The 24653-nt window shown below is 71.4% G+C and carries 25 protein-coding genes; 15 read left to right on the top strand and 10 right to left on the bottom strand.

The window, feature by feature from the left end; translation table 11 throughout:
• Positions 1-223: 223 nt before the first annotated feature.
• From ACIRB1_RS24890 to ACIRB1_RS24865, 6 genes are all read left to right on the top strand, one after another.
• Positions 224-727 carry a single-stranded DNA-binding protein gene (locus tag ACIRB1_RS24890; RefSeq protein ID WP_403467016.1) on the top strand — a complete coding sequence of 168 codons (504 nt, stop codon included), beginning with the start codon at positions 224-226 and terminating at the stop codon, positions 725-727.
• 271 nt (positions 728-998) lie between these two features.
• The gene (locus ACIRB1_RS24885; RefSeq protein WP_403467015.1) at positions 999-2414 is read left to right on the top strand and encodes a Cys-Gln thioester bond-forming surface protein; all 1416 of its coding nucleotides are present in this window, start codon (positions 999-1001) and stop codon (positions 2412-2414) included.
• 79 nt (positions 2415-2493) lie between these two features.
• On the top strand, positions 2494-3111 hold the full coding sequence (locus tag ACIRB1_RS24880; RefSeq protein WP_403467014.1) for a hypothetical protein: 618 nt from the start codon (positions 2494-2496) through the stop codon (positions 3109-3111).
• 126 nt (positions 3112-3237) lie between these two features.
• A complete protein-coding gene (ettA, locus tag ACIRB1_RS24875) occupies positions 3238-4902 on the top strand; it encodes an energy-dependent translational throttle protein EttA (RefSeq protein WP_328831374.1) in 1665 nt (554 codons plus the stop codon).
• 5 nt (positions 4903-4907) lie between these two features.
• Positions 4908-5321 carry a thioesterase family protein gene (locus ACIRB1_RS24870; protein WP_266768773.1) on the top strand — a complete coding sequence of 138 codons (414 nt, stop codon included), beginning with the start codon at positions 4908-4910 and terminating at the stop codon, positions 5319-5321.
• Positions 5318-5986, top strand: a complete 669-nt coding sequence (locus ACIRB1_RS24865; RefSeq protein ID WP_352182493.1) for a hypothetical protein — start codon at positions 5318-5320, stop codon at positions 5984-5986. Before ACIRB1_RS24870 ends, ACIRB1_RS24865 begins: the two co-directional genes overlap by 4 nt.
• A 6-nt stretch (positions 5987-5992) precedes the next feature.
• On the opposite strand, the gene ACIRB1_RS24860 is transcribed toward ACIRB1_RS24865, so the two are convergent.
• From ACIRB1_RS24860 to ACIRB1_RS24845, 4 genes are all read right to left on the bottom strand, one after another.
• Positions 5993-6949 (bottom strand): ABC transporter ATP-binding protein, encoded by a 957-nt coding sequence (locus tag ACIRB1_RS24860; protein ID WP_403467013.1) that lies wholly within the window; start codon positions 6947-6949, stop codon positions 5993-5995.
• A gap of 52 nt (positions 6950-7001) precedes the next feature.
• Entirely contained in the window at positions 7002-9767 is a 2766-nt protein-coding gene (locus ACIRB1_RS24855; protein ID WP_403467012.1) for an FtsX-like permease family protein, read from the bottom strand.
• Position 9768: 1 nt separating this feature from the next.
• Positions 9769-13011 (bottom strand): FtsX-like permease family protein, encoded by a 3243-nt coding sequence (locus tag ACIRB1_RS24850; protein WP_403467011.1) that lies wholly within the window; start codon positions 13009-13011, stop codon positions 9769-9771.
• A 147-nt stretch (positions 13012-13158) separates the two neighbouring features.
• Entirely contained in the window at positions 13159-13563 is a 405-nt protein-coding gene (locus tag ACIRB1_RS24845; RefSeq protein WP_403467010.1) for a globin, read from the bottom strand.
• Between the two features lie 96 nt (positions 13564-13659).
• On the opposite strand from ACIRB1_RS24845, the gene ACIRB1_RS24840 reads away from it, so the two are divergent.
• Positions 13660-14550, top strand: coding sequence for a recombinase family protein (locus ACIRB1_RS24840; protein ID WP_403467009.1), 891 nt, complete (start codon positions 13660-13662; stop codon positions 14548-14550).
• Positions 14551-14871: 321 nt separating this feature from the next.
• A complete protein-coding gene (locus ACIRB1_RS24835; RefSeq protein ID WP_403467008.1) occupies positions 14872-15186 on the top strand; it encodes a hypothetical protein in 315 nt (104 codons plus the stop codon).
• 122 nt (positions 15187-15308) lie between these two features.
• On the opposite strand, the gene ACIRB1_RS24830 is transcribed toward ACIRB1_RS24835, so the two are convergent.
• From ACIRB1_RS24830 to ACIRB1_RS24820, 3 genes are all read right to left on the bottom strand, one after another.
• On the bottom strand, positions 15309-16103 hold the full coding sequence (locus ACIRB1_RS24830; RefSeq protein WP_403467007.1) for a hypothetical protein: 795 nt from the start codon (positions 16101-16103) through the stop codon (positions 15309-15311).
• Positions 16104-16419: 316 nt separating this feature from the next.
• The gene (locus ACIRB1_RS24825; RefSeq protein WP_403467005.1) at positions 16420-16641 is read right to left on the bottom strand and encodes a hypothetical protein; all 222 of its coding nucleotides are present in this window, start codon (positions 16639-16641) and stop codon (positions 16420-16422) included.
• Positions 16638-16844 (bottom strand): hypothetical protein, encoded by a 207-nt coding sequence (locus tag ACIRB1_RS24820; protein WP_403467004.1) that lies wholly within the window; start codon positions 16842-16844, stop codon positions 16638-16640. The genes ACIRB1_RS24825 and ACIRB1_RS24820 overlap by 4 nt, the downstream gene beginning before the upstream one ends.
• A 171-nt stretch (positions 16845-17015) precedes the next feature.
• On the opposite strand from ACIRB1_RS24820, the gene ACIRB1_RS24815 reads away from it, so the two are divergent.
• From ACIRB1_RS24815 to ACIRB1_RS24805, 3 genes are all read left to right on the top strand, one after another.
• Complete coding sequence (locus ACIRB1_RS24815; protein WP_403467003.1) at positions 17016-17768, top strand: DUF6879 family protein; 753 nt, start codon at positions 17016-17018, stop codon at positions 17766-17768.
• 23 nt (positions 17769-17791) lie between these two features.
• Positions 17792-18640 (top strand): helix-turn-helix domain-containing protein, encoded by an 849-nt coding sequence (locus ACIRB1_RS24810; protein WP_403467002.1) that lies wholly within the window; start codon positions 17792-17794, stop codon positions 18638-18640.
• 334 nt (positions 18641-18974) lie between these two features.
• The gene (locus ACIRB1_RS24805; protein ID WP_403467001.1) at positions 18975-19265 is read left to right on the top strand and encodes a hypothetical protein; all 291 of its coding nucleotides are present in this window, start codon (positions 18975-18977) and stop codon (positions 19263-19265) included.
• Positions 19266-19310: 45 nt separating this feature from the next.
• Here ACIRB1_RS24805 and ACIRB1_RS24800 read toward each other — a convergent pair whose 3' ends face one another.
• Both ACIRB1_RS24800 and ACIRB1_RS24795 read right to left on the bottom strand, forming a co-directional pair.
• Positions 19311-19844 (bottom strand): hypothetical protein, encoded by a 534-nt coding sequence (locus ACIRB1_RS24800; RefSeq protein ID WP_403467000.1) that lies wholly within the window; start codon positions 19842-19844, stop codon positions 19311-19313.
• Between the two features lie 67 nt (positions 19845-19911).
• On the bottom strand, positions 19912-20082 hold the full coding sequence (locus ACIRB1_RS24795) for a hypothetical protein (RefSeq protein WP_403466999.1): 171 nt from the start codon (positions 20080-20082) through the stop codon (positions 19912-19914).
• Between the two features lie 132 nt (positions 20083-20214).
• Between ACIRB1_RS24795 and ACIRB1_RS24790 the strand changes: the two genes are divergently transcribed.
• The 4 genes from ACIRB1_RS24790 to ACIRB1_RS24775 all read left to right on the top strand — a co-directional run bounded on the left by ACIRB1_RS24790 (position 20215) and on the right by ACIRB1_RS24775 (position 22735).
• Positions 20215-20553, top strand: coding sequence for a hypothetical protein (locus tag ACIRB1_RS24790; protein WP_403466998.1), 339 nt, complete (start codon positions 20215-20217; stop codon positions 20551-20553).
• 56 nt (positions 20554-20609) lie between these two features.
• On the top strand, positions 20610-20912 hold the full coding sequence (locus ACIRB1_RS24785) for a hypothetical protein (RefSeq protein ID WP_403466997.1): 303 nt from the start codon (positions 20610-20612) through the stop codon (positions 20910-20912).
• 72 nt (positions 20913-20984) lie between these two features.
• On the top strand, positions 20985-21572 hold the full coding sequence (locus ACIRB1_RS24780; RefSeq protein WP_403466996.1) for a hypothetical protein: 588 nt from the start codon (positions 20985-20987) through the stop codon (positions 21570-21572).
• A gap of 197 nt (positions 21573-21769) precedes the next feature.
• Positions 21770-22735: a methyltransferase domain-containing protein gene (locus tag ACIRB1_RS24775; protein ID WP_403466995.1), complete on the top strand. Its 966-nt coding sequence runs from the start codon at positions 21770-21772 to the stop codon at positions 22733-22735.
• A 108-nt stretch (positions 22736-22843) separates the two neighbouring features.
• Here ACIRB1_RS24775 and ACIRB1_RS24770 read toward each other — a convergent pair whose 3' ends face one another.
• Positions 22844-24634, bottom strand: coding sequence for an FHA domain-containing protein (locus ACIRB1_RS24770; protein ID WP_403466994.1), 1791 nt, complete (start codon positions 24632-24634; stop codon positions 22844-22846).
• Between the last annotated feature and the right edge of the window lie 19 nt (positions 24635-24653).

Below are 24653 nucleotides of genomic sequence, written 5' to 3'. Positions count from 1 at the left end.
AGCAGGGCGGGGAAACGGCGCGGGTGAACGGGGCCGGGGGCACGGCGCGTTGACCCCGGACGTCGTTCCCTCGTGCGGGTGACGTGGTTTTCCACAGGTGGGCGGTGGTGCACAGCGCTCAGCGGCTCGGGCTCGGCGGAGGCAGTCTGACTGAAGCCGTACGGGACGGACCCGTACGCGTTTCCGGCCGGCCTCGCGGGGCCGGGTCAGGGAGGGACGAGCGATGAACGACACCACGATCTGCGCGGTCGGCAATGTGGCGACCCAGCCGATGTACCGGGACCTGGCGACGGGACCGTCGGCGCGGTTCCGGCTGGCGGTGACCACGCGGTACTTCGACCGCGAGAAGAGCGTGTGGACGGACGGCCACACCAGCTTCTTCACGGTGTGGGCCAACCGCCAACTGGCCACGAACGTGGCGGCGTCGCTGTCGGTCGGCGACCCCGTCGTCGTCCAGGGCCGGCTGAAGGTGCGGACGGAAGTGCGCGAGGGCCAGCCGAACTGGTCCTCGGCGGACATCGACGCCGTGTCGATCGGCCACGACCTGGCGCGCGGCACCTCGGCCTTCCGCCGGGCCAACAGGCAGGAGGCGGCGGCCTCTCCGCCCCGTCCCGAGCCCAACTGGGAGACGCCGGACGGGGATTCGGCACCGGAATCCGCTTCATCAGGGTCATCGGGAGCGGAGCACTCCGACCAACACCGCGCGGAGCCGCTTGTGGTGACGTGATGTCAGGGAATGACCCTGGCTGATCGAAGTGCGGCTTATCGATGAATGCGCTCCGAAAGACCCGGTGGATTTGTCGATAAGCCCTGCTCGCAGACGATCTTGGGGATAACGATTCCGAGTCGGATCGGTTATCCGATGACCCGACTGGAGAAGGCGGTGCGCCCGCGTCCCTAGGATGCCGGGCATGGCTCGGGCACAGTTCCCGGTGCTCTGATTCTGCTGGTGGGACCGCACCCCCTGTGTCGACGGGTCCTGCTCGAAGGGGAATTCCGTGTCATCTGCGTTGTCTGTTCTCTCCGCGTTGTCCCTGCGCGGCCGGGGCGTCGCGCGCCTCGTTGCCGCGACCTGGGCGTGCGGGCTCGTCGCCGCCGGAGTGCTGGCCGCCGCCGGCCCGGCCGTCGCCGACGAGACACCGCAGACCCAGGGCGGGGCGACGGCCACGATAGGCGGGCTGAAGACGTACGGCACGGCCGTGCTCCACGACGCCGGCGGCAGCGATGTGCAGGTCTCCGCGGGCCTGTTCGAGATGTCCGTGGACGGCGGCGGCACCCTTCAGACGTACTGCGTCGACCTCCGCAACCCCACCCAGCGGGACGCCAAGTACCACGAGACCGCGTGGAGCGGGACCTCGCTGGGCGCCAACAAGAGCGCGGGCAAGATCCGTTGGATCCTTGAGCACTCCTACCCGCAGGTGAACGACCTGGCGGCGCTCTCCGCCAAGGCCGGCACCAAGGGCCTGACCGAGAGCGACGCGGCGGCCGGCACCCAGGTCGCCATCTGGCGCTACTCGGACGGCGCCGACGTCGACGCGGTCGACCCGCAGGCGGAGAAGCTCGCGGACTACCTGGAGAAGAGCGCGCGGAACGCGGCGGAGCCGAAGGCCTCGCTGACCCTCGACCCGCCCGCCGTCTCCGGCCACCCCGGCGAGCGGCTCGGCCCGGTGACGGTGCACACGAACGCGAGCGGGGTGACGGTGGCACCGCCCGCCGACGCCGCCACGACCGGGGTGCGGATCGTCGACAAGCACGGCAAGGCCGTCACCTCCGCGGCGGACGGCAGCCAGGTCTTCTTCGACGTGCCCGAGGACGCGGCGGACGGGTCGGGCGAGCTGACCGTGCAGGCGTCCACCACCGTCCCCGTCGGGCGGGCCTTCACCTCCGAGAGCAGAAGCCAGACGCAGATCCTCGCCGGTTCCAGCGAGTCGACGGTCGGCGCGGTCGCGAGCGCGGACTGGGCGAAGACCGGTGCCATACCGGCGCTCTCGGCGCGGAAGAACTGCGCCAAGGGCGGCGTGGACGTCACCGCGGCCAACGAGGGCGACGCGACGTTCACCTTCGAGCTGCTGGGCGTCGAGCACGGCATCGACGCCGGGACCTCCGAGACGGTGACGATCCCGCTCCAGGAGGACCAGGCGTACGACTTCACGATCACGGCGCCGAACGGCTACGAGAAGCGGTTCACCGGGGTCCTCGACTGCCGGACCCAGAGCGACGCGGGCGGTGACGTGACGCAGACGCTCAGCGAGCCGAGCCCGGCGACGGTCGGCGGCACCGCCGTCGACACCAACCTCGCCGAGACCGGCGGCTCCGGCATCACCCCGATGATCACGGTCCTCGCCCTCGGCCTGGTCGGCATCGGCGCCACGACCCTGGTCCTGCTCCGCGACCGCAAGCCGAACCGGGGCTGACGGCCCGGGCCCGCCTCGATTCCGGAGCGCGTCGACGCCCCGGTGCAACCGTCGGCGGGCCGGGGAGGTCCTACCCGCCATGACCGAAGCACGTGCGCGACCCGGCCTGGAGCCGTCGCCCGGTGTCCTCGCGGCGGCGGGCGTCGGGAGCCTGGCCCTCGGCGCCGTGGCGAGCTGGAGCGATCTCCTCCTGGTCGCAGGGGGCCGGGTGGTCCCCGGCTGGGGAGTGAGCGCGGTGCTGTTCGTGCTCACGCTCGCCCTGTGGCGGGCCTTCGTCCGGGCGGGCCGCCGGGTGGATGCCGTGCTGCTCCCGGCGGTGCGGCCGGGCTGGCTGCGGCCGGTGACCGTGCTGCTGATCGGCGCGGCGGTGTCCGGCATCGCGTGGGGAGCGCTGGACGACCTGATCTCGGACGCCCGGTACTACGTGCTGCGCCCCACGGGCCCCGGCGGCTGCACGGCCGTCGTACGGGAGACGTCGTTCCTCGTGATCGGCAATGGCGAGGCGTACGCGGTCGGGCGCACCGGTCTGGCGCTGGGCGAGGCGGGCTCATGGGTGGTGGACGACGGCTACCGGCCCGTCGCCGCGGGCACGTACACGCTGGACTGGGAGGGGGACGGCGGCCTGCTGGTGGTCAGCGGCTCGGGCACCGATCCGGTCGTCCGGGGCGGAATGACCGGCATCGACTGCGGATGGTGAGACAGGGCGCCGGCCGAAGCCCCAGCTCACAGCCCCCCGACCAAACGAGTTACCACCCAAGCCTGGACCTCAGGCAAGATGGTTAGGTCTGCCCACTCCAGATTTCAAGCTGCCGGACGGTTTCTCTTGGCTGAGTACATCTACACCATGCGCAAGACGCGCAAGGCGCACGGCGACAAGGTCATCCTTGACGACGTGACGCTGAGCTTCCTGCCCGGCGCGAAGATCGGTGTGGTCGGGCCGAACGGTGCCGGTAAGTCCACCGTTCTCAAGATCATGGCGGGGCTCGAGCAGCCCTCGAACGGCGACGCGTTCCTGACTCCCGGCTTCAGCGTCGGCATCCTCATGCAGGAGCCGGAGCTGGACGAAACCAAGACGGTCCTGGAGAACGTCCAGGACGGCGCCGCCGAGATCATGGGCAAGCTCAACCGCTTCAACGAGGTCGCCGAGCTGATGGCGACCGACTACTCGGACGCCCTGATGGACGAGATGGGCAAGCTCCAGGAAGACCTGGACCACGCCAACGCCTGGGACCTCGACGGGCAGCTGGAGCAGGCCATGGACGCGCTGGGCTGCCCGCCCGGCGACTGGCCGGTCGTCAACCTCTCCGGCGGTGAGAAGCGCCGCGTCGCGCTCTGCAAGCTGCTGATCGAGGCCCCGGACCTGCTCCTCCTCGACGAGCCCACCAACCACCTCGACGCCGAGTCGGTGAACTGGCTGGAGCAGCACCTCACGAAGTACGCGGGCGCCGTCGTCGCTGTGACGCACGACCGGTACTTCCTGAACAACGTCGCCGAGTGGATCCTCGAACTGGACCGCGGCCGCGCGATCCCCTACGAGGGCAACTACTCCACGTACCTCGACAAGAAGTCCGCCCGCCTCAAGGTCGAGGGCCGCAAGGACGAGAAGCGCCAGAAGCGGCTCAAGGAGGAGTTGGAGTGGGTTCGCTCCAACGCCAAGGGCCGTCAGACCAAGTCCAAGGCCCGCCTCGCCCGTTACGAGGAGATGGCGGCCGAGGCCGACAAGATGCGGAAGCTGGACTTCGAGGAGATCCAGATCCCGCCGGGCCCGCGTCTGGGCTCGATCGTCGTCGAGGTCCAGGGCCTTTCCAAGGCGTTCGGCGACAAGGTCCTCATCGACGACCTGAGCTTCACGCTCCCGCGCAACGGCATCGTCGGGGTCATCGGTCCCAACGGCGCCGGCAAGACCACGCTGTTCAAGATGATCCAAGGCCTCGAGACCCCGGACTCCGGCTCCATCAAGGTCGGCGACACCGTCAAGATCAGCTACGTCGACCAGAGCCGCGCCAACATCGACCCGAAGAAGACGCTGTGGGCCGTCGTCTCCGACGAGCTCGACTACATCAACGTCGGCCAGGTCGAGATGCCGTCCCGGGCCTATGTGTCCGCCTTCGGCTTCAAGGGCCCCGACCAGCAGAAGCCGGCCGGTGTCCTCTCCGGCGGTGAGCGCAACCGCCTGAACCTGGCGCTGACCCTCAAGGAGGGCGGCAACCTGCTGCTCCTCGACGAGCCCACCAACGACCTCGACGTGGAAACCCTGTCGTCGCTGGAGAACGCGCTGCTCGAGTTCCCCGGCGCGGCCGTGGTCATCTCCCACGACCGCTGGTTCCTGGACCGGGTCGCGACGCACATCCTCGCGTACGAGGGTGAGTCGAAGTGGTACTGGTTCGAGGGCAACTTCGAGTCGTACGAGAAGAACAAGGTCGAGCGACTCGGTGCGGACGCGGCTCGTCCGCACCGTGCCACCTACAAGAAGCTGACCCGGGGCTGATCTTCTTGCGCCACATCTACCGCTGCCCGTTGCGCTGGGCGGACATGGACGCGTACGGCCACGTCAACAACGTGGTCTTCCTCCGCTACCTGGAGGAAGCCCGTATCGACTTCCTGTTCCGCCCGGAGAAGGACTTCAAGCAGGGCTCGGTGGTGTCGCGCCACGAGATCGACTACAAACGCCAGCTCGTCCACCGGCACACACCCGTGGACATCGAGCTGTGGATCACGGAGATCAGGGCGGCGTCCTTCACCATCACCTACGAGGTGAAGGACGGCGACCAGATCTACGTCCGCGCCTCCACGGTCGTCGTGCCCTTCGACTTCGAGGCACAGCGCCCGCGCCGGATCACCGCCGAGGAACGCGAGTTCCTGGAGGAGTACCGGGATGACGACGAGGAGGAGGCCGTCGCCGCATGACGGTTCTCCACCTCGCCGACGAAGGGGAGGCGGCGGATCTCGCGGCCTTCCTCTCCCGGCTGCTTCACTACGACCGCGCCGCCGCCGTCCGCCTCCAGGCGGCCGGCACGGCCCTCGCGGTCTTCGGCCGCCCGCCGTCCTTCGAGGTCCTCGCCATCCGCGCGGTGCGCCTGGCCAAGCCCTACGAGGACGGCCTCGACGTCACGCTCGACGTGACCGTCTCCGCCGGTGAACTCCTGGAATCCCTGGACGAGTCGGCGGCCACGGCCGGGGTGCCGGCCGCGGTGACCGGCCCGCCGTGGGCCGGGGTGCTGCCCCCGCGCGGCGGCTGGACCCCCGAGTCCGGGCTGCCGGGCCCGCAGGCACTGCGCGGGATGATCACGGCCGGAGTCGCCGAATTCCGGTCCCGCACCCAGGAGTTGGCCCCCGAGGGCCGCACCCGTGCCGAACTCGACCGGATAGGGCGGGAGATCTGGTCCCGCACGGTCGGCGAGACCCCCCTCCCGGTGCGCGCCGTGCACGCGGCCCAGTCGCTCGGATTCCTGCGCCCCGGCGGGGAGTCGGGCCTGTTCTCGTCGGGTGCGTGGCTGAGGCTCCGCACCCCCTACGGCTCGATCGCGGTCCGCAGAGCGGGAGCCGGCGCGCTCGGCGTCAGCGTGCGCTGAGCCGGGTCATCCCTGTTCGCTGTCGTCCGGCCAGACCCCGATGTGGTCCGGCTCCAGCTCCAGGGCCACCCGGTCCCGCATGTTCAGCGTCTCCGTGTATTCGGCGGGGAGCTGAAGCCGTCCCGCCCGGTCCAGCATCGCGTACTCCCTCGCCACGACCGTCTCGTGGCCCGTCGTCGCGTCGACCTCGCTGCGCCGCAGGACCTCGGTGGAGGTGCGGCCGTCGCGGATGGCGACCGTGCGGCGGACCTCGGCGGCCACCGTCTGGTCGTGGGTGACGATGACGATGGTGGTGCCGAGCCGTTCGTTGGCGGTGCGAAACGCGGCGAAGACCTGCTCGGCGGTGTGGGAGTCGAGTTCGCCGGTGGGTTCGTCGGCGAGCAGGACGGCCGGGGCGTTGGCGAGGGCCACCCCGATCGCCACCCGCTGCTGCTGCCCGCCCGACATCTCGCGCGGACGCCGGTCGCGGCAGTCGGCGACCTCCAGCAACTCCAGCAGTTCCAGGGCACGTTCGGCCTTCGCCCGGCGCCCGGAGCGGCGGCCCGACAACTGCATGGGCAGGGCGATGTTCTGAGCTGCCGTCAGATAGGGGAGCAGATTGCGGGAGGTCTGCTGCCAGACGAACCCGACGACCTCACGGCGGTAGGCGAGCCGGTCCTTCGCGGCCATCGCCAGCAGATCCCGCCCGGCGACCCGGGCCGCACCGGCGGTCGGTGTGTCCAGCCCGGCCAGGATGTTCATCAGCGTCGACTTGCCGCTCCCCGAGGCCCCCACCAGGGCCATCAACTCGCCCTCCCTGACGAGGAGATCGAGTCCCTGGAGCGCCTGCACCTCGACCCCGTCCGTGGTGAAGATCCGGACCAGCCGGTCGCAGGTGATGAGCGCGTCATGGCCGTAGGCGGGCCGCTCCCGGTGCTCGGCGGCGCGGTCGGCCAGGTCGGAGAGGGTGGGGTTCGTGGTCATCGACGCTCTCCTCGGTCACAACTGCCCTCGACGTACACCATGTCGCTACGAGTCATCGCGCGTCCCCCGCCCTCAGCTCGCGTACCGATCCCCGCCGTCCGGACCACCAGGCCTGCACCCCGGCGACCCCCACGGCCACCACCAGCACCCCGAGCGCGGGGACGGTCAGCGACACCGGGTCGGTCCTCAAGTGGGCCTCCCCGAGGGGACTCTGTGCCGATGCCAGGGCCACCGAGGTCAGGTCGACGCCCGGGGCGAGCAGGCGGATCGTCGCCCAGCCGGTGAGCGCGCCGCCCGCCGCCGCCAACAGGGCCTGCGGCAGCGACTCCAGGACGAGCAGGCGGCGGCCCTGGGCCCGTGTGAGACCCATCGTGCGGAGGCGGGCCAGGAGCGCGGCGCGTTCCGGGGCGGCGCGCAGCAGGGCGAGGAGGAGGGCCAGGACGGCGTAACCGGCGCCCGCCGCCACCGCCGCCGCGTAGATGCGCCCGACGTCGGACTGGAGGGGCGAGTCGGCGTACCGGGCACGCTGCTCGGCGCGGACCGTCACACCGGCCGCGCTCCCGGCCGCCGAGCGCAGCGCGGCCCCGCTCACCCGGTCGCCGGTCACCAGCAGCGAGGTCGGGCGCGCCGCCGTACCGGGGAGTCCGGAGCGGTCGACGACCAGGAAGTCGGCGCCGGACAGGGCGGGGGTGGCGTCCCGGACCAGCACGATCCGTACGGTGACCGCGCTGGTGTCCGGCAGCCGCACGAGGAAGGGGCGGGTGCCGTACGCGCTCGCGACGGAGGGCGAGGCGAGCGCCGGGAGGACGGCATCCGAGCCCGCCGGCCGTTTCAACTGCCCCTGGGGGAAGGCTCCCAGACCCGAACGGCCCGCCAACTCCCCATAGGTGGACGGGTTCACGCCCACCAGCGGGACCGATTCCAGGCCGTCCAGGGGTTTCGCGTCGTAGGTGATGCTCACCTCGTCGAGACCGTGCACGCCCGGCAATCGACTGATCCTGCCCGGGAGTTGGGCGGGCAGGGGAGCGGTCGCGTCGAGGCGGGCGTCCGCGCCGACGGAGAGCAGGGCCGCGTGGTCGCGGGCGTCGCTCACCCCCGCGAGGACCGAGCCGCCGAACGCGGCCGTGGTGAGCGCGGTGAGCAGGGCCAGCAGCGGCAGGACCGCGGAGCCGGTCGTACGGCCCGCGCGGGCCAGTGACAGATGGGCCACCACGCCCCGCAGCCGGCCGGCCGGACGGGTCAGCCGACGGAGCAGGAACGGGTACACGCGCACCAGCACCAGGGCCGCGATCACGCCCACCAACACCGGTGCCAGCGACACCAGTTGGTTGCCCGCCGAGCCGGACGTGCCGCTTCTGCGCAGGGCCTCCACCGCGCCGGACGCCAGCACCAGCAGGGTGAGTTCGGCGACCGTACGGCGCCGGGACGGGCGGACGGTCGTGACGTCCTCGCGCGGGCCGTGGACGCGTACGGTCCGATGGGTCAGCGCGGCGCGCGCCGGGAGCGCGACGGACGCGGTGAGGACGACCGCGAGGGCCGCGCCGACGGCGTGGCCGCTGCGGCCCGCGGGGACGGCCAGCAGGGCCACCGCCAGGCCAAGTGCCCCCGCCGGTACGGCGATCACGGCCGTCTCCGCGAGCAGCCGGGCGGTGAGGCCGGGCAGGGAGGCGCCCCGGGCGCGGAGCAGGGCGAGTTCGCTGCGGCGGCGGTCCGCGGTGAGGGCGCCCGTCATGAGCAGCACGACGACGGCGACCGTGCCGGTGCCGAAGCCCGCGACGGCCGTCAACGGGCGCACCTCGGCACGGAGTTGGCCGTAGCTGGTGAAGACGTCGCTGAGGCCGGTGCTCACGTCGGTGTCGGGAGTGGTGTAGGTGCGGGCCAGTTGGAGGCCGGGGCCCGATTCGAGCGAGGCGACCGCGGTCTTCAGGCGGTCGAGGTCGTGGGCGTGCAGGGCGGACAGGTCCGGGGCCAACTGCCAGTACGGCACCGGCGCCGCGTCCGTGCCGAGCAGGGCAGGGGCCGCGTCCGGGGCCAGCAGCAGCGCGCCGAGCCAGTACGTCGGACGGTCCGGCGTCGGCAGGGCCACCAGGGTCGGGGTGCGCAGCAGGGGCTGGGTCGACCAGTAGGCGCCGCCGGGGTCGCGCGGGGTGAGGATGCCGGTGACACGGACGGCGAGCGGGGAGCGTCCCTCGCCGGGCACGTGGATCACCGAACCCACCTTGATGTGCAGGCTGGTGGCGGTCGCCTCCGTGACGGCGGCCTCCACCTCCCGGGTGTACGTGGTGACGAGACCGGCGGCGCGGGGCAACCGGCCCTGCCGTACGGTCGCGTGTCCGGCGAGGTCGCTCTGGGTGGCCGGGTAGACGCGCGCGGGCAGGCCGTTCGGCCGCGGTATCCAGGTGTCCGGCACGGCCGGGTTGTCGGACGGGCGCACGCCGTACGCCGACTGGGCGGGGTCGACGACGAGGGGGCGGTCGACCACGGTACGGACACGCTCGTAGCCTGTGCGCAGCGTGTCGGGGCGCAGGCCCGCCTCGCTCTGGTCCTCCGGGAGCGTCACGTCGGGCTGTGCGCCCGAGAGCTGGACGGAGGTCCGGCCGGGCCCCGCCTGCCGCGCGGTCTCCCGCAGCCCGGCGTCCTCGTAGCGGTCGAGCACGCGCGGGAACGCGGCGGCCAGACACGCGGTCACCGCGACCAGCAGCGCCAGCGCCCAGGCCGCGGCGGGGGCGGAGCGCAGCTGGGTGCGGAGCCAGGGGGCGGTCACCGGAACGTGGGACACCTCGGCACCCGTCACGCCCCCGGTCTTCGCGTCCTCCATCTCACTCACCCCCCTGCTCGCGGAGCGAGGTCGCCGGATCGGCCCGCCGCAGCGCCAGCGCCACCGTCACGACGAGCGGTGTCACCGACACCGCCACCAGCAGCAACGCCACCCGGGAGACAGGCAGTTCGACCAGGACGCGCGGCACCGGGCGGGTCGCCCGGGCCGTGAGGACGATCAGCGGGATCACCGCGCGGGTCAGCACGGTGCCCAGGGCCGTGCCCACCACGAGGGCCAGCGCGACCAGGACGCCCTGTTCGGCGGCGATCATCCGGGCCAGCTGGCGGCGCGGGGCGCCCAGTGCGCGCAGGACGGCGAACTCGGCGCCGCGCTCCCGCAGCGACCCCGCCGCGCTCACCGCGAAGCCGACCGCCGCGAGCGCCGCCGCCACCAGCGCCGCCGCGGCGAACGCCGCCTCGGGTCCGGCACCGAACGGGTCGTCGCGCAGCTCCTGCGCGATCTCCTCCCGCACCACGACCTCCGTGGGATCGACATCGGGCAGCGCCCGCACCGCCGTGGCCACCGCCGCCGCGTGCCCCGGCGCCGTCCGCAGCCACCACTCGGTGGGCGTGACCCCCGCGACGAACCGGGCCGCCAGCACCCGGTTCACGGACCGGAGGTCGACCAGCAGGGCACCCCCGTCCTGCGCGCTTGACGCACCCGCGTCACCTGTGGTGGGCAGTGCGCGCACCGCCGCCACGATCCGCACCGGCAGGTTCTCCCCGCCGAGCGTGACCTGCACCCGCTGCCCGGTGTGCGCGCCCGCCGAGGTCAGATAGCGGTCGGTGGCGAGGGCCGTGATCTCGGGCGGGGCGGGCTGGACGACCTGTAGCCGCACCGTGACGGCGGAGACCGTCCAGATGTCCTTGCCCGGGATGTATCCCGTGCCGTAGTCGACGGTCAGCGGTTTCGCCGAAGTCACCTTCGGCAGGGGCGGGTTGGAGCGCGCGCCGTAGGACTCGCTGGCCGCGGCCCGCCCCTTCCAGGCGGTGGGCAGCGGCAGCGGCCGGACCGTTCCCCGGGCGTCCGTGGCGCTCACCCCGCTGACCGTGAGCCGGTGCCGGGAGGAGCGCTCGCCGGGCTGGGGCAGGTCGAGCTGGAGTCCGGTGAGGGTCAGCGGGCCGGGTGACGCGGAGACGTCCGCCGTCAGGTCGTACTGCCGTCCGTCGGTGGGGAGTTGGCCGAGCGGTTCCTGGTACGGGGTGCCGTAGCGGTCCTCGACCGTGGCCGTGACGTCGGCCGTGGTCCGCGGGCCTGTGCCGCGGATGCCCGCCCGCAGCGTCAACGTGGTGGTTCCCGCCGGGATCTCACTGCCCGCCGTGCTTCCCCGGGGGCCCAGGCCGGCCAGCAGCGCGTCGGCCGAGTGCCCCGACGTCAGGTCCCCGCGCATCAGGACCGCGTCCGACGCGTGGGCCGTGTCGAGCGCCAGCACGGTCGCCGTGCGGTCGCCGGAGAGGGACTGGGAGGTGCGGACGGCGGGGGCGGCCTCCCGTACGCGGGGAAGGCCGGCGTAGGTCTCCGTGCGGCCCAACCCGCCCTCACCGGCGGCCAGTACACGCACCGGCACCCCGGCCTGGAAGTCGGCCTGGTCGCCCTGTGAGCGGTTCCAGGAGGCGCTCTGTCCGATGGCGAGCATGCCCAGCGCCAGGGCGAGCACCAGCAGTAGCACCGGCCCGGCACCGCGCATCGGGCGGCGGCTGAACTGCCAGCCCGCCAGCGCCGTCGGCAGCCCCCGCCCGGCCGCGGCCCGGCGCTCGGCCAGCCGCGCCACCGGCGGCAGCAGCCGTAGCGTCAGGACCGTGCCCGCGAGGAGGGCGAGCGCGGGGGCCGCGACCAGCAGGGGGTCGATGCCCAGCGTTCCGGAGGTGTCGGTGCTGACGGCGCCCGAGGTCTGCCGGTTCAGCTGCCAGTAGGCGACCCCGGCCACCACCAGCAGGCCGAGGTCCGCGCCCGCGCGCAGCGGAGCGGGCACCGCGCGGGCCCGGCCGCCCTCGAAGGACGAGGTGAGCGCGGGCAGCATCACCGCGAGCGCGCAGCCCAGGGCGACGGCCGCCGCGACCGGCCAGACCCCGCCCCGACCGCCCGCCGGAGTGTCCAGGCGCAGCCCGATACGGGCCAACGCGCCCTGTCCTGCCAGGAGGTGGGTGAGCGGTCCGGCGAGCAGCGGGGCGAGGGCCGTCGCCGGTACGGCGAGCAGCAGCGCCTCCGCCGCCGACAGCGCCGCCAGCCGCGCCCGCGAACTCCCGCGCGCTCTCAACAACCGGCTCTCGCCCGCCCGTTCGGTGCTCAGCAGCCGGGCCACCAGCAGCAGCGCGTAGCCCGCGAGCAGCGCGAGCTGGAGCGCGACGATCAGCAGGGTGGAGCGGGAGACGAGCAACGAGCGGTCCAGCCGGTCGAGTACGTCCGGCAGCGAGGTCGTCGCGGCCGTGACTCCCTTCACCGCGTGCCCAGTTCGCAGCGCGGCACTGCCCGCCCCGGCGCTCTCGCGCAGGGCGCCGATCCGCCCGGTGGTCAGCGTGGAGAAGTCGGCAGAGGCGAGCCACGCGGACGGCCCGGTGCTCAGCCGCCCGCCGGTGAGGGCCGAGGGATCGGCGAGCAGCGGGCCGTAGGTCGTGAAACCGGCCGTGCTGAGGCCGCGCCCGCGCAGATCGTCGAGGAGCCAGTAGGCGCCGTCCGCGACGGCGGGCCGGTAGACGCCGGTGACGAGGATGTGCGCCGCGGGCCCGCCGAGCCGGTCGACGAGGGCGAGCCGGGTCCCCGGCTTCACCCCGAGCCCCTCGGCGGCGGTGCGGGCCAGCGCGACCTCGATGTCCCCGGCGGCCGTGGCGCGCGGGAAGCGGCCCGAGACCAGACGCACCTGCGTCCGGTCCAGCGCCCCGAAGAAGGTGAGATCCGGGTCCCCGGACCGCGCGGCGGCCGGCTGGAGCGAGCGCGGCAGGGCGTACGGCCCCGAGCGCGCCAACGTCCGTACGGTGACGGGCAGTTGGCCGAAGGTCCGCTCCGCGGCCTTCCGTACGGCGTGCTCGGCGGCCGTGCGCTCGGCGGCCGGGACGTCGGCCTTGACGATCAGGGCGGTGTCGGGGGTGTTGCGGGGATCGTTCAGCGAGTGCCGGAGCGCCGCGTCGCCGATCGCGCCCGAGTACGCGGTGAGCGTCGTCAGGACCGCCGTCGTCAGCAGGACGGTGAGCAGCGCGGCGGCGAGCAGCAGCCGGTGCGCCCGCGCGCGTACCAGGACGAACCCCACCCCGGCCCCCCGCCGTAGTCCGGAACTCTCCCGGCGATGCTGTCAGAGAGGACCGGCCGCGAGTAACCGGTTGTGGGCACTGCTTGATCGGATCGTGACCGGAATCCGGCATCGTACGACCGGAATCCGACGTTCAGTGAACGGTGGTCAGCCCGCCGTGTTCACCATCGAGGCGGCGGCGTACGTCAGGTAGTTCCACAGCGTGTGCTCGTGCTCCTCGGACAGCCCGAGTTCGTCGACGGCGACCCGCATGTGCTTCAGCCAGGCGTCGTGCGCGGCCTGGTCGACCCGGAAGGGGGCGTGGCGCATGCGCAGGCGCGGGTGGCCGCGGTTGTCGCTGTACGTCGTCGGGCCGCCCCAGTACTGCATCAGGAAGAGGGTGAAGCGCTCCTCGGCCGGGCCCAGGTCCTCCTCCGGGTACATCGGCCGCAGCAGCGGGTCCCCGGCGACGCCCTCGTAGAAACGGTGCACCAGCCGGCGGAAGGTCTTCTCCCCGCCGACCTGCTCGTAGAAGGTCTGCTCCTGAAGCGTGCCGCGCCGAATCTCTTTCACGCTCCCATGGTCTCAGACGGGGCGGTCGAGGTTAAGGACGGACCGTAGGTATCAGAATTAGGGGTGTAAGGGGACACAAGGGGATGAGGATGGGCAATGGGTACCGTAATTGCACAGATAACCGCCGGGGTGGCGACCCGGACCGCGCGGGAGTATCTGCGCGTCAGCAAAGGCAAGGGGCGGACGGCCCGCAGCATCACCGATCAGCACAGCGGAAACCTCGCCTCCGAGCTGGAGTACGGCCCCTGGACGTGGGGCGAGCCGTACAAGGACACCGGCAGTGCCAGCAAGTACGCCACCAAGGCGCGCAGCGACTTCGACAAGCTGATGGACGACCTCGCGACCGGCGCTTTCGGCGAGCCCGGTGACGTCCTGGTCCTGTGGGAGATCAGCCGTCTCGCCCGTGAGATGGGGGTTGGCAACCGGATCATCAAGCTGTGCGAGGTGCGTAGCTACCTGATCCACGTGACGAGCGACGAGCGCCAGCCGTACGACCCCCGGAACTACAACGACTACGACCTCCTGAACCGAGGCATCCTCGACGCGGAGAAGGAGGCCCGGCGCCTGTCCGCCCGGACGCAGCGAGATGTGAACTCCGCCGCAGGGGAGGGTCGTCCGCACGTCAGAATCCCGTTCGGCTACGCCCGGGAATACGGAGTGATGGACGGCCGTCCCCGCTGCGTCCGTCAGTACCCGGGCCCGGAGGGCGGGAAGCTCATCGCCGAACTGTTCGTCCGTGCGGCCGGAGTGCGGGACAACCGGCTGGGTGATGAGTCTGTGGCGTTGCTCTACAGCAACTCCGTCGGGGACGACGCGCTCCCTGAGGCCGTCTATGCCATCGCGCAGGAATGGGCGGAGCGGGGCATCGTCAACGCGTCCGGCAAGCCCTTCCACGACGGCAACTTGCGGGAGATGCTGACCCGGCCCGCCTACGCGGGGCTGAGGAAGCACAAGGACATGCTGATCCCGGTGCAGTGGGAGGGGTAGGAGCCGATCGTGTCCCGCGAGGTGTTCGGCCGGGTGCAGCGCCTGTTCGCCGACCCGTCCCGGCGTACCCCTCGACACAGGCGTGCAGCACGTCCTGACCACCACGCTGCGCTGCGACCCGTGCGACGGTCCGCTGCCGCAAGGCCGGGGTTCCCGGCTACGAATGTGCCGAGAGGGGCTGCGTCCGCGTCGACAAGGCGGAGGTGGACCGCATCCTCCTCGGCGACCTGGCGGCCGTCGACCCGGGGATCGGCGAGGCGAAGCCCAAGTTGGGTGTCATCCTTGCGTACCTGTCCGCACCTCACCGGGTCGCCCGGCTCCGTGAGCGCCCGGCCGGGGGGCCCGGAGGAGCAGGCGACGCGCACCGAACTGACCGGGTTCCGGGCCGAGTTGGAGGAGCTGGAGGCAGCACCCCAGCCGAAGACGGCCCGCGCACGTATCCAGCGCACGGCCGACATGGAGGAGTTGGAGCAGGACATCGCTGTCCTGGAAGCCAAGCTCACCACGCCCGCGCCGCTCGCAGACCTCATCCCGGCCGACCCCGAGGCCGATCTGATTGCCTGGTGGCAGGTAGCCGACGTCCACCGCCAGCGTGCCGTGGCCGCTCTGCTGCTCACGCCTGAACTGCTCGGATAGGTGCGCATCACGCCATCACAGGGATGGAGGGACCCGGCGCCGGACCGGCTCAGGTGGGCCACTGCTACCTGACCCACGCCCGCATGACGGAGCCCCTGCCGACTGGTGGGGCACCGTGCTGTCTACCGGCCGAGCTGGGCAAGGAAGTCGTTCACGAACTTCTCAACCTCGGCCCGGCTCTTGACTTCCTCGACGTTCAGCCGGTCGACCACCTTCACGCCTGAGTGCAGGATCAGGCGGGTGCGGCTGTGGTCGCGCCCGGCGTGGCCCTTGTGCTGAGGCCCGTCGATCTCGATCACTCCGGCGTATCCGCGATACGTGATCAACAGGTCGGGCTCGAACGTCCAGCCCCGTGCCCGCATCCCGCCGAGCGGCATGATCCCGATCGTCTCGTTGTCCGGCAGTGCGGCTTGCCATTCCCTGAGCACTCGGTACACGTCCAACTCCCACTCGTTCGTGAAGCGGAGCTGATCTTCGACCGGGTGGCTGGGTTCGAGCTGCACCTTGCGGCCCTGGTTGCTGGGCTTGGGGCCGTCGGCGGTCTTGACCTGCCTGCGCCAGTCCGGGCCGAGGCGGGGGATCGATGGGCGGGCGACAAGCTCATCAACGGACTTGTTCGCGCCCCACATTGCCTGCCGCATCACCTCGGCGATGCTCTCCAGCTCCGCCTCGTTGTACGTGGGGTACAGGCCCGGCTCCACCACAAGCACGATCCTGTATCCCTCCTGGTCGTACTCGGTGTTCCAGAGCCGGACTTCAGCCGACGACACGTCGGCGATCATCCGCGCCGTATCGGTCTGCCCGAGGTGATACGCCAGCACCGCGCTTGTGCCGAGCAGCCACTCACTCACCAGGGGTGCGTTCGCCGGGGCGTCGAGGGCTATAGACATGTCGGGCGACGCCAGCTCATCACTCATGTACAGAATTGTGGCAGCCACCACCGACAACGGGCACGCTCGACGTTCCTCAACTTGGCCAGCTGGCAATCAGATTGAGCCCGACCGACACACGACGGAGCCCGGCCAGGCAGCATCACCGGCCGGGCTCCGTGCTGTTGGGGCTACCGTCATCGGTGACAGGTGCACCTGCACCGGTGCACGAGCAGGATTCCCCCGCCGTGGATCAACGGGACGTCCTGGGTCTGTCGGCAGTCGGCGTGCAAGTCTTCGTACCCGGGCTGCTGTGCGACCGCGCACTCGGCAGACAGGGCCGAGGTGTCCGTAGCCGGGGCGCTCACGGTGCCTCTCCCCGGCTCCGGGCGTTCGCCAGGGCCACGCCCGCCGACAGCCGCTCCGCATCCGTAGCGGGCCGGAGAGGGCCGTCTGCATCCCACTCGCGTCCACCACCCGGCGGCCGGAGCTGAAAGCGTGGACCCTCGCGCCCCATCACCCGACCGACCTTGCACGTTGCCTCGTCGTACACCAGGTCGCCGGTCTCCGGCTCGTACGTGTTCATGCGCACCCCCGCCGGATCACGTCGGCGAGCCGCAGCGCGACGTCAGTGCGTACCCGGCCGAGGGTGATCAGGTTCAGGGAGGGCGACGCCGTATCCGCCGCCAGGGACGGCAGGACGATCTCCGCCGCCGTCAGTGCTTCCCGGAGGGTTTCGACCGCCGCTGTGACATCCGAGGTGCCCGGCTCTTGCTGTGCTGTGACCATGAACTCAGCGTTCTGGTAGGCCAGTTGAGAGAGCTAGCGCCTATACCCGATTATTCTCAGGTAGGGACTGTCTATAGCCGTTTATGTCCACGAGGCCCCGGAGAATCTGTACCGTCCACTCCCGAGCACGGTGATCATGAGGTCATCAGTACCCGGCGAAAGGAACCGATCATGGCGCGTCGCCTGCGTTTCAACGGCACCGGGAGCGGCGTGAACGGCTGCCCGGCCGTGCACGAAGACCTCGACACCGGCGAAGTGATCATTCACGGACCCGCCCTCACCGACCCCGACGACATCGCCCGCCTGCGGCACCTGGGAGAGGGCGAGGTGCCCATCGTGGTCCCGCGCGAACTGCTCGTCGACTTCGGCCCCAAGGAGGTCAACCGCGTGCCGAACCTCATCGGCCTGGATGAGTTCGACCGACTGTTCACCGATTTCCAGCACACGGCCTGGCGGCTGGAGAATCGCCGCCGGTATGCCTCCGACGAGGTCACCGACACCTACGCGCAGTTCCTCCGGGGCGAGCCCGTCGACTGGGCAGGCAGGGATGCGGAGTGGTGCGCCGAGCGCCGCGAACAGACCGCCCTCGGCAAGCGGTTCGAGCGCGTACGCGTTGTCGACAACCCGCCCACGCCGGGCCAGCTCTACCTGCTCGACAACGCCAACCGCAACAGCTCCGTCGGTGAGGACATCCGGCAGCTTTGGCGGGCCGACGCCGAGCGCCTCCAGCTCCCCGAAGAGGACTTCTGGTTGTTCGACTCCCGACTGGTGGCCCGGCTCAACTTCGACGACGCCGACGAGCTGACCAACGTGGAGCTGATCACGGAGCCGGTGGAGGTCAACCGGTACGCCCAGGCGCGCGACGCCGCCACGCACTACGCCGTGCCGTACGAGGAGTTCGCGGCGAACCTGTCCGCGAAGTAGCGCACGACCAGGGAGCGGGACCGGTGACCACCGACTACCAGCAGGCGCGCGAAGCGCTAGGGGTACGGCTGCGCGAGCTGCGGCTATCGGCCCCGGACGGTCGGCTCACCGGTTCCGAACTCGCCCGGCGGCTCGGCTGGCCGCAGCCTAAGGTTTCCAAGCTGGAAAACGGCAGGCAGACCGCCACGCCCGACGACCTCCGCGCGTGGGCCGAGGGCATCGGCCAGCCGGACGCCTACGACGAACTACTTGCCCGGCTACGGGGGTTCGAGTCACACATCCGGTCGTGGCGGCGGCAGCTCGCTTCGGGACACAAGCCCGTCCAGGACACCCACCTGAGCGCACACACCGACGCCTCGGTGTTCCGGGGCTGGGAGTCGTCCATGGTCTTCGGCATCCTCCAGACCCCCGACTACGCCCGGTCGATCTTCACTCGGTACGCCGAACTCCAGCAGTCGCCCCGGGACACGGAGGACGCCGTCCGCTCCCGCATGAAGCGCCAGGAAGCCCTGTACGACCCCACCAAGCGCTTCCACCTGATCCTGTGGGAGGCCTCGCTGCGCGCCCTGGTGTGTCCGCCGTCGGTCCTGGCTGCGCAGCTCGACCGGTTGTCCGGTGCCGTCGGCCTGGACACGGTCGAGTTGGGGATCATCCCGTTCAGTTCCTCGCTCAAGATCCCGCCCGCCACAGCCTTCTGGGTCTACGACGACAGCCGTGTGATCGTCGAGACCTGGCATAGCGAGCTGTGGATCGAGGACGATGCCAGCGTGAACACGTATCTCCGCACGTGGAACACCCTTCGGGAGTCCGCCGTCTACGGCTCCGACGCTCACAGGGTCATCGGTGCCGCACGCCGGGACCTCAACGTCTGAGCACGACTGACGCGTCAGGGCTGCGAGGCCAGAGAACATACCCAGGCCAGAACGGTCGTCAGGAGTCTGGTCAGCGTGCTGATCAGCGCCTGCCGGCCATCCTGATCAGACCCTGACGGTGGTTGCCGTCAGACTCTGACCGCTCGGCCCGTGGCCGTCCTGCTCCCTGGCCACCGGAGCGCCCAGGCGGCTCCGCTGTTCCTGCTCTGTCCCGAGCCTCTGTCCCCCGTGTCCCGCTGTCTGTCCCGGGTGTCCCCGCCGGTGTACGTCCTGTGGGGTTCCGTCATCTCCGCGCGCTCCTCGGGGCCCGCGCGTGCTGGCTAGGCTGATCGACATGACGAACACCAGCGGCCGAGCAACGGCCGTTACTGACAAGGGCGAGGCACCTGTCATCATCGATCTCCGCCAGAAACAGGTCGGGTTCCTCACGTCCGAGGGTGGCACCGTGGCCATCTCGGACACGGACGTCTGGACGGAGATCGCCAACACCTGCCAACTTCGGCTCCGGCTCCCGGACGGCCGAGAAGGCTCCTTCACGGTGCTGGACGGAGCGGGCATGACACCTCCTCTCCCGGGGAGCCCGGTGAGGCTCCGTATCGAGCGCGCCGACGGCGAGACCTTCTGACCCAGCAAAGGAGCCTCGCCGGGTACGCCTGGCGGGGCCCCGCCGTCACCGGCCAATGTTGCGGCGCTCCAGCTTGTTGAGTTGGTCGAGAGCCGCCTTCAGGTGGCCCAGACCTGTATGTGCGGACGTAACCTGCTCGCCGAACCGCCTCTGGTCCGACTCCTGTTCTTGCCTGACTTGAGGGTCGTGATGGGCGTCCGGAAACCAGTCACTCATCCGCATGGGCGGCGCTGGGGCGAACGCTTTGTCCCAGGCTTGGGCCACTGCCCTCAGCTCCCGGCAGAGGATGCGGTCCTTCCTGCGCTCGGCCAGGTCTCGGATCGTGCGGGCGGTCTCACCTCGCTCGTCTTCCTGGAACCAGTCGACGGTGCGGCCCCCATTCGAGGTGATGTCCTCGAACCGCTTCCGAGTGGTGATCAGAGCCTCACGCAGCACGTCGTCTGCGGCCCCGAGGGCGACCTTGTGGCTTCGCAGCCACACCTTGCGCGCCCCTACGCTCAGGGTCCAGGCGAACGCGAGCCAGCCGGGGAGGAACTTGGGCCAATCGGCCCACCAGGGATCAGCAGCAGAGAGGAGCATGCCGAGAGTGTGTGGCGAGCGCGACGCCGACGGAAGCGATTTAGTTAAAAGCCGGCAAGACGTTCCCTCAGCTCAGGTGGCCCAGTACCGGTCGCTCGTCCTGCCGGACGAGCGACCGGTGCACCACCTTGGTCAGGCCGTCGGTGATGAGCATCCGCGTCCGAACGCGGTCCGCCGCCGCGAGCAGCTCGGGGCGCGTCAGCCCCGGGTGGGCGGCGACGAAATCACGCAGGATCATGCGCTGCCCAGGGTTCAGTCGCAGGGGCCTGTGGGCGCTCAACTGATCCACGCCCGGACTAAGTTGCCCGCGATCTGCTCCCGGACTTCCTCCGGCAGGTCGGGTACCAGGTCTCCGAGCGCACTCGTGCGCATGTCGAAGTCGTGGCGCAAGCTGTTCGGCCTGGACGCCCCGGAGCAACTGAACATCGCCCTCGAACGCAGGGTGGAAGAGGAGTCGGCCGACATCGCGGAGGTGCTGTTCAAGGTGATCCCCGAGGTGCTGGAGGCGGTCGACGTGGACGACACCTTCCGCTCCCGGCTGACCAGCTACGCCCTGGAACTGGCCGGCTGGCACCTGCGCGCCGCCGACGGCGAGGACCCTGGGCGCCCCGCGCCCCCAGGCGCCCCGGCCGCAACTCGCCCTGCCGCCCGGTCCGTCGGCCGCCGAGGAGCCCGCACCCTTCCGGCGCGAGCGGGACAGCGCGGATGACGTGCCGGATCAACTGGGCAACTTTGAGGACGAGTTCGGGAGCCTGGAGGACGATGATGAAGACTGACCGAGGCCGGGAGATCAAGCGGCGGCTGTGGGAGATCAAGCGCGACCCGGCGTCGGCCGAGCCCGGCGAGGCGCAGCATCTGACGGCCGAGTACCGACGGCTCCAGTCGGCCGACCGTGCTCCGGCGGCCTCTCGGTTCGAGCGCGAACGGACCCTGTCCGACCCGGTGGTGGATCCGGCCGACGGCCTGACCGAGGCCGACCGGGTCGCCGTCGAGACGTGGCCGCCGGAGCCGCGCGCCCGGCTGCACGACGGAGCCCTGACTCGGAAGATCCTGTCCTGGCGGGACTGAGCCACGAGACAACTAGTGATAGATGCCGTGGTCTTGAGCCAAATGGGCGATGATGGTGCATACGATCACGCCATGGCACTGCAACCAGTCGAGGCCACCCTGATCGTTGGGACAGCCTCGGTGTTGGCGTCGACGTCCGCTGTACTGGTCACCCATCGGTTGACCCGTGGCCGGGAACGCCAGCACCGCGTGTGGGACCGCCGGATGGACACCTACAAGGAGGTGCTCCGGGTACGCCGGGTCCTGGCTCAGCACCGGGCGGACGTCCTGCACACCAAGTCACCCAAGTTGGCCATCCACGACGTCGAGGGTGAGCTGAAGGCATTCATGCTGATGCAGGCCCAACTGGACATGTTCGGCTCGCCTGCGATCCGGGGTCTGGACACCTTGTCTCTGGCGGCGTTCAACCATTGGCACTCTGCGCTCTCGGAGTGGAGCGAGCTGCATGCCCGCGCCACGGCCCACTTCGGTGACAAGGAGATGTGGGCTGCGGCTGACTTGAAGTGGGCGGAGATTGAGGAGTTCGCGAAGACTGTTGACCAGGCGGACCGGCTTCTCGCTGACGCAGTGCGCGACGAGGCCGCGTTCAAGGAGCGCCGCCGGACCCCGTGGTGGTCTCGGCTGAAGACCCAGGTCCTGCGCGCCGGTCCCCGGCGCTGATCGGTCGAGGGCGGTACCGCGCAGCCGCCCGCAGCCTGACTACACTCCGAAACCGACCGTCTGACCCTTTTGCGCACCCACTCTGACCTGGGGTTTTCAAGGCTACGGAAAGTTGTTACAAAACCGCCCGTGGATTACCGACGACTTGAGGCTTAGGACCACTCGCCCCGCGGCCCGTACGGCAGGACAGTGGACGTATGAGCGCGCACGCTCTCGACAAGGACCTCGACGCCGTCGCCGTCGCCGCACGGGCGGAACTGGTGCGGGAGATTGGACTGAGCGGCGCCTGGGACACGGACCCCCGCTGGCGGGAGGTGTTCGCGGCGGTGCCCCGGCACCTGTTCGTGCCCTACTACTACGTCGCCTCCGCGGACGGACGCGGACAGGACCGGCTCTGGCGCGACAGCCCCGACCCGCACACCCGGGAGCGCTGGCTGCGCGGGGTGTACACCGACGGCCCGCTCGCCACCCGGCTCCGGGACGGCGAGCTGCTGTCCTCCAGCAGCCAGCCCTCACTGATGGCCCGGATGCTGGCCGAACTCCGGGTGACGGACGGCGACCGCGTCCTGGAGATCGGCGCGGGCACCGGCTACAACGCGGCCCTGCTCGCCCACCGGCTCGGCGACGACCATGTCACCACCGTGGACCTGGAACCCGAGATCACCGACGCCGCCCGCAGCCACCTCGCCGACGCCGGCTACCACCCCACCGTCATCACCGGCGACGGTACCCGGGGAGCCCCCGAACACGCCCCCTACGACCGCATCATCGCCACCTGCGCCCTGTCCACGATCCCCCGGGCCTGGCTTGCCCAGTGCACCCCCGGCGCCCGCATCCTGGCCCCCCTGGCCACCGGCCTGATCACCCTCACCGTCCACGACGAGACCCACGCGGAGGGCGCCTTCCTGGACACGGCGGCGTACTTCGTCCCCCTGCGCGGCACAGACCCCGCGGTGGAGGGCGAGATACCCCACCGCCCCGGCGACGACGAACGACTCCGCTTCCTCCTGACCCTCACCCACGGCGTCCTCGACCCGGGGGAGGCCAGGAACCTGTGGGAGCGCGAGGGCAGACCCGGAAGGGAGCGCTACGGCGTGACGGTCACCGGCGAGGGAGCACGGGCATGGCTGGAGGGAACCCCGCACACCTGGCCTCTCCGGTGACTACAGCGCCCCGAAAGGCGCGCGGGGCTGTGACATCGGCGGCTCCGCCGCAGGGCGCGACCGGCCACGACGGCGCGGCGGACGACGGACAACGCGGCGGAAGCCCTTCTAACCCCGCCGAACCGTGATCGTCGTCCACGCCCCCACATGCACCCGGTCCCCGTCCTGCAAGGGCACCGGCACGAAGGGCTGAATAGGCTCCTCGCCCCCGTTCACCGTCGTCCCGTTCGTCGAGTTCTGGTCGACGACCGCCCAACTGCCGTCCGGCTGCTGCACCAGCACCGCATGCTGATGCGAAACCCCCGGGTCCTCGGGCGGTACCGACAGATCGATGTCGGGAGACTCCCCGGTGGAGTGACGCCGTCGCCCGATGGTGATCTGGTTCCCGGTCAACTGCCGCTGCTGCTCAGGGGAGTACGCGGGCAGATTGAGCCCCGCGGCCTCCGGCCCCGAACGCTGCATCATCGCCAGGAAGTAGTCACGGTCGGGCCCGATCGTCGCCAGCCAGGTGGTCGGCTGCTGCTGATACGCGGGCCGTCCGGGCGGCGCCTGGGTGGAACCGGGCTGCGGATAGCCGTAGCCACCGCCCTGACCGGGGCCACCAGGTCCACCGGGACCGCCAGGCCCACCCGGGGAGCCGGGGGTCGGCGGGGAGATCACCCAGTCGTCGTCACCGCCGCCGAAGGGCGAGCCGCCCTGCCGCGGACGGTTCGTCTCCTGCGGGAACCCGGGCGGAGCCGGCGGCGCGGACTGCTGGAACGCCTGAGGGCCACCGCTCGTCTGACCGGGCCCCGCGGGCGGGGTCGGGCCGGGGGGCGGGGGGACCGGCCGGGAGGGGTCCTGGCCGCCGAAGTTTGGGGGACCCTGCGGGTTGGAGGGCTCGTTGCCGAACGGTCCGGGCGGACCCTGCCGCTCACCGCCGAAGGCACCGGGCCGACCGCCGCCGAACTCGTTCTGCCCGGGGCGTTCGTTGCCGAACTGGCCACCGCCGCCCGGGGAGCGCTCGTTGCCGAAGGACCCGGGCCGACCGGACGCCTCGTTGCCGAAGGGCGGGCGCGGGGGGCCGGACGGGTCGTTGTTGCCGAAGGGGGGCCGGGGCGGACCGGACGGGTCGTTGCCGCCGAAGGCATTGCCGCCCTGGCGCTCACCGCCGAAGCCCTGCGCACCCGGACCACCGGGACCGCCGCCCTGCCGCTCAGCGCCGAAGCCCTGCGCACCGGGGCCACCGGGGTTCCCGGGTCCACCAGGACCGCCGGGTCCGCCTTGCCGGTCGTTGCCGAAGCCCTGCGAGCCGCCGGGACCGCCGGGGCCACCCTGCCGGTCGTCGCCGAAGCCCTGCGAACCGGGACGCCCAGGCCCACCGGGCCCGCCCTGTCGTTCGCCGCCACCGAAACCACCGGGTCCGTTCGGACCACCGGGCCCACCGGTGCCCCCGGGCCGACCCGTGGGTTCGCTCCCGAACGGGGGTATGGGCTCAGCGGGCCGGTTCATCTGCGACGGCCGCGACCCCTGGTACTCGTAGGAGTCACCGCCGTACGACGGACCGGGGCCGCCGCCAGGACCCCCGCCGGGACCGGGCGGCTGCTGGAAGCGGGCCGCCGGGCTCGGGCCGGGAGACGTGGGCCGCGGGGCGGCCGGGGTGTACGACGTCGCCGTGTTCGTGAGGAAGTTCCACCGGCACTCCTCGCAGAACGGCGCACCGCCCTCACGGGGCGTGCGGCACTGCGGGCACAGCTCCGCCTCGGCGGCCGGGGTGCGGCCGGGCGCGGGCGGCGGGAAGCCGTAGCCGCCGCCGGGGGGCGGGGGAGGGGGCGGGGGTACGGCACCGGCCATGCGGTGACCGCAGACCTCGCACCAGTCGTCGGAACCCGACTGGTGTCCGTTCGGGCAGGTCGGCATGTCGGCGCGTCCCCCTTTC

This window comes from Streptomyces sp. NPDC096013, assembly GCF_044763565.1.
In the GTDB taxonomy this organism is placed as follows: Bacteria; Actinomycetota; Actinomycetes; order Streptomycetales; family Streptomycetaceae; genus Streptomyces.
The sequence above is the reverse complement of the archived record's forward strand: the minus strand, read 5'-3'. Positions and strand labels throughout refer to the sequence as shown.